Source organism: Arthrobacter mobilis, assembly GCF_012395835.1.
In the GTDB taxonomy this organism is placed as follows: domain Bacteria; phylum Actinomycetota; class Actinomycetes; order Actinomycetales; family Micrococcaceae; genus Crystallibacter; species Crystallibacter mobilis.
Map to the genome: position 1 here is coordinate 110,066 of NZ_JAAZSQ010000003.1, position 13,502 is coordinate 123,567.

General features: G+C 67.8%; 11 protein-coding genes. 6 read left to right on the forward strand and 5 right to left on the reverse strand.

What is annotated here, in order from left to right; all coding sequences use genetic code 11:
* Window positions 1–53: 53 nt before the first annotated feature.
* Window positions 54–287 carry a hypothetical protein gene (locus tag HGG74_RS05310; RefSeq protein ID WP_168485309.1) on the forward strand — a complete coding sequence of 78 codons (234 nt, stop codon included), beginning with the start codon at window positions 54–56 and terminating at the stop codon, window positions 285–287.
* Here the strand turns inward: HGG74_RS05310 and HGG74_RS05315 are convergent.
* Window positions 281–1,252: a hypothetical protein gene (locus HGG74_RS05315; RefSeq protein WP_168485310.1), complete on the reverse strand. Its 972-nt coding sequence runs from the start codon at window positions 1,250–1,252 to the stop codon at window positions 281–283. The genes HGG74_RS05310 and HGG74_RS05315 overlap by 7 nt on opposite strands.
* A 394-nt stretch (window positions 1,253–1,646) precedes the next feature.
* On the opposite strand from HGG74_RS05315, the gene HGG74_RS05320 reads away from it, so the two are divergent.
* Window positions 1,647–3,197 (forward strand): hypothetical protein, encoded by a 1,551-nt coding sequence (locus HGG74_RS05320; protein WP_168485311.1) that lies wholly within the window; start codon window positions 1,647–1,649, stop codon window positions 3,195–3,197.
* A gap of 86 nt (window positions 3,198–3,283) precedes the next feature.
* Window positions 3,284–3,892, forward strand: a complete 609-nt coding sequence (locus tag HGG74_RS05325; protein WP_246262661.1) for a hypothetical protein — start codon at window positions 3,284–3,286, stop codon at window positions 3,890–3,892.
* Between the two features lie 8 nt (window positions 3,893–3,900).
* Here the strand turns inward: HGG74_RS05325 and HGG74_RS05330 are convergent, their stop codons facing one another.
* Window positions 3,901–5,193 (reverse strand): MFS transporter, encoded by a 1,293-nt coding sequence (locus tag HGG74_RS05330; protein WP_168485312.1) that lies wholly within the window; start codon window positions 5,191–5,193, stop codon window positions 3,901–3,903.
* Between the two features lie 196 nt (window positions 5,194–5,389).
* Between HGG74_RS05330 and HGG74_RS05335 the strand changes: the two genes are divergently transcribed.
* Complete coding sequence (locus HGG74_RS05335; RefSeq protein ID WP_205761409.1) at window positions 5,390–7,780, forward strand: ATP-binding cassette domain-containing protein; 2,391 nt, start codon at window positions 5,390–5,392, stop codon at window positions 7,778–7,780.
* 756 nt (window positions 7,781–8,536) lie between these two features.
* On the opposite strand, the gene HGG74_RS05340 is transcribed toward HGG74_RS05335, so the two are convergent.
* The 3 genes from HGG74_RS05340 to HGG74_RS05350 form a co-directional block, all read right to left on the reverse strand.
* Window positions 8,537–9,100: a dihydrofolate reductase family protein gene (locus HGG74_RS05340; RefSeq protein WP_168485313.1), complete on the reverse strand. Its 564-nt coding sequence runs from the start codon at window positions 9,098–9,100 to the stop codon at window positions 8,537–8,539.
* A 451-nt stretch (window positions 9,101–9,551) separates the two neighbouring features.
* Entirely contained in the window at window positions 9,552–10,178 is a 627-nt protein-coding gene (locus HGG74_RS05345; RefSeq protein WP_168485314.1) for a hypothetical protein, read from the reverse strand.
* A 779-nt stretch (window positions 10,179–10,957) separates the two neighbouring features.
* A complete protein-coding gene (locus HGG74_RS05350) occupies window positions 10,958–11,533 on the reverse strand; it encodes an NADPH-dependent FMN reductase (protein WP_168485315.1) in 576 nt (191 codons plus the stop codon).
* Window positions 11,534–11,801: 268 nt separating this feature from the next.
* On the opposite strand from HGG74_RS05350, the gene HGG74_RS05355 reads away from it, so the two are divergent.
* Together HGG74_RS05355 and HGG74_RS05360 are read left to right on the forward strand one after the other, a co-directional pair.
* Entirely contained in the window at window positions 11,802–12,497 is a 696-nt protein-coding gene (locus HGG74_RS05355) for a hypothetical protein (protein ID WP_168485316.1), read from the forward strand.
* Between the two features lie 172 nt (window positions 12,498–12,669).
* Complete coding sequence (locus HGG74_RS05360) at window positions 12,670–13,476, forward strand: HNH endonuclease family protein (RefSeq protein ID WP_246262662.1); 807 nt, start codon at window positions 12,670–12,672, stop codon at window positions 13,474–13,476.
* Window positions 13,477–13,502: the final 26 nt, after the last annotated feature.

Consider the following 13,502-nt stretch of genomic DNA (forward strand, 5'->3'; position numbering starts at 1 on the left):
CAGTGTCCCGGGAATCCTTGTGCCACCGGTACGGCAGGCGTATAACCGGAGCTATGTTTGGTTTGCTGGATGTGATCGCGGCCCTGTCCTGGGGCGTGGCGCTGGTGTCCGCCATCGTTTTTCTGTTGGCCAGCGACTCCATCGCCTTCAGCCATCCGAAGGGGAACCGGGTGGTGGACGACAAGGAACGCTACCGGATTATGGTCATCAGCGGCTGGCTGGTCCCGGTCTCGGTCCTCATTGGCTACCTGCTGTCGGCGATGTCGGTGAATGCCAGGGGCTACTGACCGCCATCCTGCCGCGTGCGGCAGGCAGCGGTGATGAAGGAGTAGACCGCCCGGGCCAGTTCCGGCGGGGGCTCCAGCCGCAGCACGCCCCGGTAGCCGCCGGCGGTCAGGCGCAGCGGCAGTTTCGTGCCGAGCCTGTCTTCGGCGACGGCGTGCGCATCGCAGCGCGCCGGGACAATGTGCAGTTCAAGCGTGCGCGGGGCATCCCTGCCGGCCACCACGATACCGCGCGGCCACGGGTGGTCCGGGTCTTCCCCGAGCAAGGTGGTGGGGGCCGGGGACTCGATACTCAGGGTACCGGTGCCGCCGGCCGGGACAATCCGCACGCTGACGATGGCGGAACGCGCCGTGCGGGACCCGGCGCGCTTGAGCTGCGGGTCCAGGCTCAGCGAAGCGATCCGGCCAACGGCTTCGGCCAGGCAGTCCTGGTTGTGGCTGCGGGCCAGGACGCCGAACGGATCCGGAGCGGCCACCTGCAGCCGGGCCGGTCCTGATCCACCATCGACGGTGAGCACGGCGCCGGCCTCCGGGCCAGGTTCCGCGGCGTCGCTGCGGGGCGGTGCGGAACTGCTCTCCGGCGGCCGGCAGTGCGGCGCCGGCAGGTCCACCGCCAGGCTGACCGTCCGGCCCGGGCCGAGCCTGGTTCCGCCGGCCCGCACCGGAACCCAGGCGGCGTCGCCGTCGTACAAGACCGAGCGCACCGCCGCCGCCTCAATGACCAGGGGCCGGCCGGAGGTATTGGCCACCTGCAGGATGAACCTGCGTTTGGCCTCCTGGCCGCGGCGCTGGGAAATCTGTACGGCCACCGGGCCGGCGGCAGGGGAGTGCGATGAGGCGGCGGGGGCGGTGCCTGTGCGGTCCGGCGGCCCGGCCGGGGTGCAGGCGGCCGCGCAGGCAGCCAGCAGCAGGACCAGCGGCGCCGCCTGCCAGCTGCGCCGTGCCCGGGCCGGTGCACAGGACGGCATGGGGAAATCCTACGCCGGTCCCGCGGGTACAGAACCTGCCCGGAAGGCGCTCAATCGCTTCATCATCGTAGCCGTTATTCCGCGGCGCATCAGGCAGGATCCTGATGGACGGCCTCCCAAGGAGTTGACGGCCAAGGTCCGGCAAACGTCGTCAGCCGTTCCTCTCCGTGACGGCGTTCGGCCCGTCACCTTACCCGGCGGCGGTGGCTGCCGATATAGCCAGTAACCGACAGCACCCGTCGCGGGAGGTTCAGGTTACCCCGAAGCCTTTTGCGTTCGTGGAGGGCAGCGCCCGGTGCCAGACATAGGCATGGTCTCCGGCAGCAGTCCCGCCCGGGTACTCCATGCCCGGGCGCGCGGCGGCATCAGCATCACCACGAACGGATCCGGATACATGAAGACACCTCTCCGCACCCTCCTGGGCGCCATCATCAGCGCCGCCCTGCTCGCCTCACTCCTGGCTGCCGGTACCCCGGCTCAGGCGGCGGCGCCGCGCAGCGCGACCTACCAGACCTACACCGCCCCCAACGGCGCCAGCAGTAAATACCACGTCTACGCCGACGGCATCGACACTTCGAAGCCCGTCGGCGTCGTCTTTGTCTTCCATGGCGATTACAGCTACCCGTCCCAGTCCTACGTCCACCACCCCACCGGGCCAACCATGACGAAAATGGCCGCCGAAGCGGCCAAAAAGAACATGATCATGGTCCCGGTTATCACCCCGGACCAAAAGGGCGGGATCACCTGGTGGGAGGACAAGGACCGCAACGGTGACTACTTCCGCTCCCTCGCGGCGATGCTGATCAAGAGATACGGACTGGACGCCAGCCGCATCTGGTTCCACGGCTACTCCGGCGGGGCCGAGTTCATTACCTTCGAAGTGCTGGCCGACCGCCAGGGCTGGATCAAGGGCGGCGGGGCCACCATCGTCGGCGGCGGCGGGTACAGGGGGATGCAGACCACCCCGCCGGCAGCCGTGAAGAAGATGAGGCTGCACTGGATCAGCGGCAGCCTCGACGGGGCGGGCGGCACGACCCTGGCGGGATGGTCCGCCCTGGATACCGCCCGGCGCGCCCGGAAGATCTACCAGGGCCTCGGCTTTACCAGGACGCAGATGACCGTCCTGCCCGGAGTCACCCACTACGCCTACGACATGCCGGTCCTGCTGGCCAGTGACTTGAACTCCAGGCCGATCCCCATCGTCCTGCCCAAGGCCAGGGCAGGCGACATCGCCGCCGTGGCCCCCGACGGGATCCTTTACATCTACCCGTCCGCCAAGGGCGGGGACCTGTACGAGCGCACCTATGTTTCGGGCGGGTGGGGCAGTTCGCTCACCGTCGAGATCGCCGACTGGAACTCGGACGGCTACCAGGACCTTGTCGCCAACTGGACGGACGGCAGGCTCACTGTCGACTACGGCAGGAAGAACGGCGGCTTCAAGCGGACAACCCTGGGTACAAGCGGCTGGCAGAACAACGAGATCATCGTCACCCGCTGGAAGACGACCGACGAGCATCCGGGAATCGTCGCCAGGAACCGCAATGGCAGGCTGTACTACTACACCAACCCCGCCGGCGGCATGTACGAGCCCCGGAAACTGGCCAGCAGCACCAGCTGGAGGGGCAAGGAACTGATCGCCCTGGACTTTGACCAGGACAACAAGATGGACCTGATCGCCAAAACCCCCGAAGGCGACCTGAAGCTCTACCGATCCAACGGCAAGGGCAGGATCACCTCCGAGACCCGCCGCTTCGCCGACAAGGCAGGCTGGAACGTCATGGAGCACCTCTCCGCGATCGAAAGCCACGTCACGACGGGTCAGGCCGGCATCCTGGCCCGTGACCGGAAGGGCAACCTGTACTACTACCCGGTCTCCGGAAAGAAGCTCCAGAAGCGCCTCACCATCGGCGTCGGCGGGTGGGACATGATGAAGATCGGCTCCTAGGAGCCGCGGACCCCGGACGGCTGCGGGAGCAGCGGCCGTCCGGTCCCTTTGGGGCGACACTGGAGGTACGCCGTCGAAAGGATGTCATGGCAGCGACCGGGATGCGTCCCATTGATCTGGAACGCCGGCAGCGGTGCCTGGACGAGCTCCGCGCCCGCTTCCCGGATCATGCCGGAGAGGTGATGGCTGCCGTGGACGCAAACCCGTCAGCTGACCTGCCCTACCACGGAACCCCGCATCTGTTCGTGGTCGCCCTGGCAGCCCTGGACCTCGCCCAGGCCGAAGGCCTGACTCCGGACGAGACGGACACAGTATTCCTGGCCGCGCTCTTCCACGACTGGGGCTACCTCTCCGCCCCGGACGATCGGGTGAACATCGCCGTTGCCGTGGCGGCCGCCCGGGAGCACCTGGGCTTTACCGCTGCCGGCCGGATCGCCGAGGTCATCGAAGGCAGCTGTTTCCCGTATGGGCCGGAACCGCCGGACCGGGTGCAGGCCGTGCTGCGCGATGCCGATGTCCTGTACTCGACCCTGATGCTGCCGGACTCCCAGCACTTCCGCACCGGCCTGTTCCTGGAGCGGGGCGCGCCGGCCACCGAGCAGGACGCCATTGCGTTCATCCTCCGCCACGGTGCCCAGACGGCCTCCGGTGCCCGGGCGGTCACCGGGTTCCTGGCCCGGCCTGCCGCACCGTGAGACGTCTGTCAGGCCGGAGGGTGCTCCGCCCGCGGACGGTGCCGGGCGGAGGTGCCCGCCCAGGCTATGACCAGGACCGCCAGTCCCATCGCGGCGAGCCCCAGACCCGAGTAGCCGGCGGCGGCCAGCACCGGTCCGGCCAGGGCACCGGCGGAAGCTCCCGCCGCATTCATGACCAGGTCCGAGGTTCCCTGCACGGTGGCGCGGTGTTCGACCTGGACCGCTTCGGCGACCAGGGCCGAACCCGCCACGACGGACGCGGACCAGCCCAGGCCCAGCAAAACCAGGCAGGCCGTGACGGCTGGACGGGACCCGGCGCCGGCCCAGGCCAGCAGCAGGGCGGACAGCAGCAGGACCTGGCCCAGCAGGATCACCGGCAGCCGTCCGGCACGGTCCGCCAGCCAGCCGAAGACCGGCGAGAGGGCGTACATCCCTGACACATGCAGACTGATGGTCAGACCCACCACCGCCAGAGTGGCTCCGTGTTCATACAGGTGGACCGGCGTCATGGACATCAGTGCCACCATGGTGGCGTGGCTGAGCGCTACCGCCGCGACCGCGAAGCGGGCCCGGGGATTGGAGCCCAACACGGCCAGCGCGCCGGCCCGCCGGGGAGGCCCCGCCCCGGCGGGATTCCTAGCCAGCGCGGTGAGCAGCGGGTCGGGCCGGAGGCCCGCGGCGAAGACGACGGCGGCCAAAGCCAGGGTCAGGACGGAAAAGGCGAACGCCCCGGACAGCTCGGGCAGTCCCAGCATGGCGCCCACCGCTTCCCCTGGTTCAAAGAGGTTGGGTCCGAGTACTGCCCCGATGGTCGTTGACCAGACCACCAGCGACAGATCCCGTGCACGGGTAGTGTCACTGGCCAGGTCGGTGGCCGCGAAGCGGGCCTGCAGGTTGATGGCGGAGGCTGCACCCAGCATCAGCAGCGCGGCAAGCAGCAGCGGAAAGGACCTCACCGCCGCGGCCGTAATGGCCAGGACTGCACCCAGGGAAGCAGTGACAGCACCTGCTGACAGCGACACACGGCGCCCGCGGGCCTGGGCCAGGCGGGCCAGCGGGACGGCCAGGAGTGCTGCGCCCAGCGTGCTCATGGTCGCGGCCATGCCGGAGAACGCGTTCGAGCCGGAGATCGCTGCTGCCAGCAGCGATCCCAGGGAGAGCGTGGCACCCATCCCCACGCCGCCCAGGACCTGGCCAGCCGCCAGGATCCCGACCACCCGCCGCTGGTCCGGGTCCCCGGCTGCGGTGGACGGCGGCCGGCGCCTGTGGCGGACAGGGCCCTCCAGACGGTCCCGCTTCATGCTGCGGCTCCTTTGCTGGTGCGGCAGCCGGGGAGCGGTGAGGCATCACCGCGCGGCCGCTCCGTCACCAGTATGCCTGAGACCGCAGGGGAGAAGTTCCCCCCTCCCGTTGCCTCTGCCGGGGCCGCCGATAAGGTAGACAGCGGACCCAGGCCGCGACCGCGGGGCGGTTGTGCATCAACAGATGGAGGCACCGATGAGTATGGCCACGAGGACGGAAACGCAGCCGCCTGCGCTGCACGTCGCCGACAGCCACGACCTGATCCGCGTGCAGGGCGCACGGGAGAACAACCTCAAGGACGTGCATCTTGAGATCCCCAAGCGGCGGCTGACGGTGTTCACCGGTATCTCGGGGTCAGGCAAGAGCTCGCTGGTGTTCGGCACGATCGCCGCGGAGTCACAGCGGATGATCAACGAAACCTACAGCGCTTTCGTGCAGGGCTTCATGCCGACGCTGTCGCGGCCGGAGGTCGACCTGCTGGAAGGGCTGACGACGGCGATCATCGTCGACCAGGAGCGGATGGGCGCCAACCCCCGCTCCACCGTGGGCACCGCCACCGACGCCAACGCAATGCTGCGCATCCTCTTCAGCCGGCTCGGGCAGCCGCATATCGGCTCGCCCAACGCGTACTCCTTCAATGTCCCCTCGGTGAAGGCCAGCGGCGCGATCACCATCGAGCGTGGCAGCAAGACGAAGGCCGAGAAAGCCACCTTCAACCGACTCGGCGGCATGTGTCCGCGCTGCGAGGGGATGGGCTCAGTCACCGACTTCGACCTTTCGACCCTGTACGACGACAGCAAGTCACTGAGTGAAGGTGCGCTCGCCGTCCCCGGCTACTCCATGGACGGCTGGTACGGGCGCATCTTCAGCGGCAGCGGCTTCTTCACCATGGACAAGCCGATCCGCAAGTACTCGAAGAAAGAACTACACGACCTGCTCTACAAGGAGCCGACCAAGATCAAGGTTGAGGGCATCAACCTCACCTACGAGGGCCTGATCCCGAAGATCCAGAAGTCCATGCTCTCCAAGGACCTCGACGCGCTGCAGCCGCACGTCCGTGCCTTCGTCGAGCGGGCCGTGACTTTCCAGACCTGTCCCGAGTGCGGCGGCACCCGGCTCAGCCAGGAGGCGCTGTCGTCGAAGATCAAGGGGAAGAACATCGCCGACGTCTGCTCGATGCAGATCACCGACCTGGCCGGCTGGATCCGGGACCTCGACGAACCCTCGGTGGCCCCGCTCCTCAAAGGGCTGCGGCACCTGCTCGACTCGTTCGCGGAGATCGGACTGGGGTACCTCTCGCTGGACCGGCCGGCGGGAACGCTGTCCGGGGGAGAGGCGCAGCGCACCAAGATGATCCGCCACCTCGGTTCATCGCTCACCGACGTCACCTACGTCTTCGACGAGCCCACGATCGGCCTGCACCCCCATGACATCGAGCGGATGAACAACCTGCTGCTGCAGCTGCGGGACAAAGGCAACACGGTGCTGGTTGTGGAGCACAAGCCCGAGACCATCGGAATTGCAGACCACGTCGTCGACCTCGGCCCAGGCGCCGGGACTGCCGGTGGCGAGGTGGTGTTCGAGGGCACCGTCGACGGGCTGCGCGCCAGCGGCACGCTCACCGGCAGGCACCTCGACGACCGCGCGGCACTCAAGGAGGCGGTGCGTTCGTCCCCGGGCACGCTGGAGGTCCGCGGCGCGTCGGCGCACAACCTGCGGAACGTCGACGTCGACATCCCGCTCGGGGTGCTCTGCGTGGTCACGGGCGTCGCCGGCTCCGGCAAGAGCTCGCTGATCCACGGCTCCGTCGCCGGCCGCGACGGCGTGGTGGTGATCGACCAGGGGGCCATCCGCGGTTCCCGGCGGAGCAATCCGGCGACCTACACCGGGCTGCTCGAGCCGGTCCGCAAGGCGTTCGCGAAGGCCAATGGCGTGAAGCCGGCGCTGTTCAGCTCCAACTCCGAGGGTGCCTGCCCCGCCTGCAACGGCGCCGGCGTCATCTATACCGACCTGGGCGTGATGGCCACCGTCGAGTCCACCTGCGAGGAGTGCGACGGCAAGCGGTTCCAGGCGTCGGTGCTGGAGTACACGCTGGGCGGCCGGAACATCACCGAGGTGCTCGCGATGTCCGTGACCGAGGCCGAGGCATTCTTCGGCGCCGGCGAGGCACGTACGCCGGCCGCCCACAAGATCCTCGACCGGCTCGCCGACGTGGGGCTCGGCTACCTCACGCTCGGCCAGCCGCTGACCACACTCTCCGGCGGCGAGCGGCAGCGGCTCAAGCTCGCCACCCAGATGGCCGAGAAGGGCGATGTCTACGTCCTCGACGAGCCGACCACCGGCCTGCACCTGGCCGACGTCGGGCAGCTGCTCGGCCTGCTGGACCGGCTCGTCGACTCCGGCAAGTCGGTCATCGTCATCGAGCACCACCAGGCGGTCATGGCGCACGCCGACTGGATCATCGACCTCGGCCCCGGCGCCGGGCACGACGGCGGCCGGATCGTCTTCGAGGGCACGCCTGCTGAACTTGTTGCGACACGTTCCACGCTCACAGGCGAACACCTGGCGGCCTATGTCCGCAGCTGACCGGGGGAGGATGCGGACGTCGACGATGACAACGGCGGCCTACTGCATATTCGACCCAGGATTCCTTTGCACGGCACTCGATTGCCGCAGGGGAGTGCCTGACCGGCCGGGTGATGATGGCCACGGGTGGTGAGTAGCCACGGAACATGCGGACTGTTCGGATGTGCGGCCGTCAGGACGTTGCCGGGAAAGGTACGCCGGGATGCCATGCCAAGTCGCGGATTCCAGCACACTTCGGGACGGCACGGCAACAGACTGCCGCGCGTCACCGCATCGGTGAAAAGAGAGCCGCAGGATCGACGGAGGATTATGTCAACCTGGGTGGGATCGTCGCTGCGGCTCCAGGTCCGGCGGCTTCGATGCCGGCGCGGTTTGGGTACTGGTCAGTGATGCGGGCCAGTACTTTAGGACGACTGCCTTCCTGCGGCAGCGCCGTCGTTAATGCCGTTCATGACCTGGCCTTCGCAGCGTGCGGTGCACGCATCCGGCCGCTCAGCGCAGCCGGACAAACCACGGGCCAACGCCTTGCCGGTGGGTGGAACCTTCGAGGACCGGTATGCCGGGCACCCAATGCACCTGAACCGGGTTCTTGGATGCCTGCGAACAGCCGCTGTGCGGTGCCCGCTTGGCTCTCATTAAAACGCCGATAATCTACATTATGTCAACTAACGTTTCGGGAGTGCTCCCCCTGCGACTGATTGACTGTGTCCGTTCTCAATCGAGGTGGCAATTTTCGACCGCGCAGAGGATTCGCGCTCAGCGCCTCGTCTCGTACCTGGTCAGGACCACACCGCCGGGAAACGTCCGCGTCTCCACCAGGTCCAGGTTCACCCAGCTGTCCAGCGCGGTGAAGAACGGCGTGCCGCCGCCCACCAGGACCGGATAGGTGGCCAGCGCGTACTCGTCGATCAGCCCGGCCCGCATGGCCGCCCCGGCCAGCGTTGCCCCGCCGATGCCCATCGGGCCGCCGTCCCCGGCCTTGAGCCGGGTGATCTCGGCGATCGCGTCGCCGGTGACCAGGCGGGTGTTCCAGTCGACCTTGTCGATCGTCGAGGAGAACACCACCTTCGGCGTCTCCCGCCAGTTCCGCGCGAACTCGATCTCCGCTGGTGTAGCGTTGGGCTGCTGGTCGCCGGTCGGCCAGTAGGAGCTCATCGTCTCCCACAGCCTGCGCCCGTACAGCGACAGGCCGCTCGCCCGCTCCCGGTCGAGCCACCACTGGAACAGCTCCTCGCTCGGCCCGCTCCAGCCGATGTCGTCGCCGGCCGCGGCGATGTAGCCGTCCAGGGTCAGGTTCATGCCATAGACCAGTTTCCGCATGGCGCCAGCCTTCCATCAGTCGGTCCCAGCGTATAGACCGGCGCGGCACGGGAAACTCACCGGTGCGCGATCCGGGCCGCTGCTCCTGGCATTGGACGAACACGCCCCGGCCGACTGAACCCTCGTGGCGCGTTTCGCTCGCATTCTGGCCCACCCCTCCCAGGGGTCCGTTGCGTCGAGTCGAAGCACAGCGCGGGCGGGGAGCGCCGTGGACCGCTCCCCCGGTTCCACAGCAAGACGCCGCGTCGTCCCGTTGCTCCCTCCGCCCCGAGCCACCACCGGCCGTACCAGAGCTGTCCGGGCCGACACCATTGTCTTCGCCGCCATGGGCATCGCGGCCAAGGGCAGCTTCCGGGCACCGGAACCGTCCCGCCAGTGCGTGATCTGTCCCGCACGCCACGGGGCGGCCTCCCCCAACGGGAGACCGCCCCTGACTGGCGGATCGGGTGGATTACTCGCCCTGGTCGCCGCCCTTCTCAGCGAACTTTGCGGCCTTCCATTCGGCCTTACCTTCCGCCTTGACGGCCTTCCAATCGGTCCGGCCCTGCGCCTTGGCGGCCTTCCACTCAGCATCAGCTTCGGCCTTGACCACCTTCCACTCGGCAGTCGGCTGCGGAGCCGGCTTTTCCTCAATCGGCTCTTCCTCGACGGGGGCCGGCTCCTCGATCACCGGGGGCTCCTCAACCGGGACCGGCTCGGGGGCCGGCTCCTGGACAGGTGCTTCCTCCACCGGAGGCTCCTCGATCGGGGCCGGCTCGGGGGCCGGTTCCCCGACAGGCACTTCGCCCTCACCTGGCGCCGGCGCGGGCGCCTCCTCCACCGGAGGCTCATCACCGGGGGCCGGTGCCGGGGCGGGTTCTTCCGCAACGGGGGCATCGCCGGCGGTGCCGTCCTCGACGACCGGAGTGGTTTCCTCGACTGGAGCCGGGGTGATGGTCACATCCTCGGCCGCGATGGAGACGAACGGATCCTGCGTTTCGTGGGCCGAAGCGGCTCCACCGACTCCAGCGGTCACCATACCTGCAACGGCGACCCCTGCAGCCAGCCGGCGGGCCCTGGCTTTCAGAAACGACGACATGTCTTGCTCCAATCTCTAGGGAATGTTGCAACTTAATCGTTACATCAGCATGCTTGCCATTCGCAAAGAGAATGAGTTACTTGCGGGCAAAAAGAGGCGAACCTGCTGGCAGGGGTGGACAGGCGGCTCCGACCTGCGGCAACATATTCGCCCGCGCGAGGGTGCGGACAATGAGGTTCGACTCTTCCCTTGGAGACCGGCGGGAGGTGATCCCGGATACAAGTTGGTTCACGCCGAAGCCAAATCATTTTCAAGATCCGGCGCATTGAAGCCTGGAGGTGCCAGTGTCGGTCCCTTTCCACCGCCGTACGGCCGAGGTCCCTCAATCCGGGTTCGGGGGCGGTCCGTGGACGCCGCTGTTCGCTGGGCGGGGCTGAATTTCAAGAAGGCGCTGTGGGCGGGCGCTGTCTGATGTATCCGATATGGACGGGGGCACGGACTAGACCGGCCAGAAAATGGAGCATTTGCGGGCCAGCGCATTCGACTCGCTGGAAGGGCTGCCTGCCGTCGGGGATTCCGGCGGACAGGCCGTCCTGCGTGAAATGGATGATCAACATGAATCCAAGGGAAAGCGGCATTGTGCCCAGCCTCGGAAGGTCGCCGACGCGATTGATGTTGAGGCCGCACCGCTCCGCTCCCCTGGGAATCCTGATCGCCGGCGCCGGGCAGCCACCAATTGAGGCAGGCTGCGGAACGACTGTAGTCACCGGCCTCTAAGCCTGTCCCCCGGTGAATGTATCTGCGTCGGAAGGTGTCCGCCGCCGCGGCGGCCCGCAGCTTCAGTCCGCCCGGCCGGCGGAGAGGGTCCGGGCCCACCATTCCAGCCCCTCGGCGAGGGCGGCGAGCTTCGGCTCGATCCGTTCGAACACGCTGAAATCGCCAGGGTCTTTCGACTTCATGGCGGGGCGGATGTCCTCGGGCAGGATGTGCACGGCGTGACGCATCGGCGCCATCTCGAACTCGACGGCCACCTCGCGCAGCTGCTCGATCGCCCGGGCGCCGCCGACGCCGCCCCATCCGATGAAGGCGACCGGCTTGCGCCTCCACTCGATGAAGGTATGGTCCATGGCATTCTTCAGCACCGCCGGATAGCCGTGGTTGTACTCGCCCGTCAGGATGACGAAGCCTTCGGCCTCGTCCAGCTTCCGGCCCAGTCTTGCCACTTCCGGCGTCGGGTAGTCGCGCAAGGTGACCGACGGGGGTTTCTGGTCGAAGAAGGGCAGCGGGTAATCCCGCAGGTCCACCAGTTCCACCTCGAAGCCGCGGTCCTTCAGCCGCTGCACCGCCCACGGCGCCACCCTTTCACTGAAGCGACCGGTCCGGGTGGTACCCATAATGATCTGGATCCTGGTCACGGTGTCCTCCCGGGAATCACGAAAGGCGGATCCTTCTGGGGGAAACCGGGACGGCGGCCATGTTATTTCCGGATCGTCCGTCCGGGCTGGTCAGGGCCGAGTGCGGCCCGGTTATCCGGCTGTCCGGCGTGCCTCACGGATTTTTTCCGGAGTCTATGAAAGCTTAGACGTTTAACCTAAACTTGGAACGTTGGCCGCGAAGGTTCGTTCCGGTGCCTGCTCCGGCCAGCGAGCCATTCACTACGCACAGCACGGAGAAACAACCCCCATGCCACTCGCTCCCAAAATCGCCTCGGTTGCCCTGGCCGCAGGCCTCCTCGTATCAGGCGGGGCCGGTGCCGCCGTCGCAGCCGAGCCCAAGCCCGCATCCGTTGCCGCCGTCGACGGTTCCTACTCCGCCGAGGAGCTGGCTGCCCTGAAGAAGGCTGCCGCCGCCGAGAAGAAGGAAGCCGCAGAAGCCAGGAAGGCGCTGGCCAAGGCCAAGGCTGCAGAGAAGAAGGAAGCCGCCGAGGCCAGGAAGGCAGCGGCCAAGACCAAGGCCGAAGCCAAGAAGCTGGCCGCCGCCGAGAAGAAGCTCAAGGCGAAGGCAACCGCCGCGGCCAAGAAGGAAGCCGCAGCCGCCAAGAAGGCGCTGGCAGCTGCGAAGGTCGCAGAGAAGAAGGCAGCCCTCGAAGCGAAGAAGGCGGCCAAGCAGGCTGCTGACGCCGCCAAGAAGGCCGCCCGCGAGGCCCGCCAGGCCGAGGAGCGTGCCGCCGAACTGCGCGAGGCCGAGGAAGAGGCCGCCCGCGAAGCCGAGGAAGCGGCAGCGGAGGAGGCCGCGGAGCAGGAAGCCGGCGACGACGCCGCGTCGGATGACACCACGGACGGAACTGTCCCCGGTGACGAAACCACCTCGGGTGGCACCACCGACGGCGCCACGGAGGAAACGGACTCCGGTGACGTCCAGGAGCAGCCCGCGGCCTAAGCTGCCGGCCGTACCGCCATGGTGAAAGCGCCCCGGCCGCCGGTCATCCGGCCGGGGCGCTTTTTCCTGCGGCCGGCACCCCCGGTGTTGCGGAGGCCGTGGCTCGGTGCACTGTGGCAGGATCAATCCCAGCCAATCCGCACCGCAGGTCTTTGCCCAATCTGCCGCACACATGGGGAACACGAACATGCTCAAAGTCCATCTGGCGCGCCCGCTGGCGGCCCTCGCCGCCGCCGGAGCACTGCTGCTGGGCGGCTTCGCTGCCGTACCGGCCGGCGCTGCCGGCCCGAAAGCCACCGGGCCGTCCGCTGCGTCGGTACTGAACACCCTGCCGGTCAAGGGCAAGGCCGCCAAAACCGGCTATGACCGCGACAAGTTCGGCCCCGCCTGGTCCGACACGAACAAGAACGGCTGCGACACCCGCAATGACATCCTCAAGCGGGACCTGGCCCGCGACCGCTTCAAGGCCGGAACCCGCGACTGCGTCATCACCACCGGGACTCTGAAAGACCCCTACACAGGCAAGACCATCAGCCATGTGCGCGGCGGCAACAAGGTCGACATCGACCACGTCGTCGCCTTGGGCCAGGCGTGGGTGGCCGGCGCCCGGAAGCTGTCCACCGCCCAGCGGACCGCTTTCGCCAACGATCCGCTGAACCTGCTTGCCGTGGACGCTTCCGCGAACCGCCAGAAGGGAGACCGCGAGGCCTCCGCCTGGCTGCCGAAAAACAAGTCCTTCCGCTGCACCTATGTGGCCACCCAGATCGCGGTGAAGAAGAAGTATGCCCTGTCGGTCACCTCGGCGGAGAAGTCCGCGATGAAACGGGTGCTCTCCTCCTGCCCGGGCCAGAAGTCGGTCAAGGTCACCCCGATCAAGCCCGCCGGCGGGAAGACCACCTCTCCGTCCAAGCCCCCGGTGAAGGACACTGCCCCGGCAAAAACCGTCAAACGTGTGCGCCCCGGGGCGTACTGCGCGTAAGCAGTGGCGGGCTACAAGGGCATCGG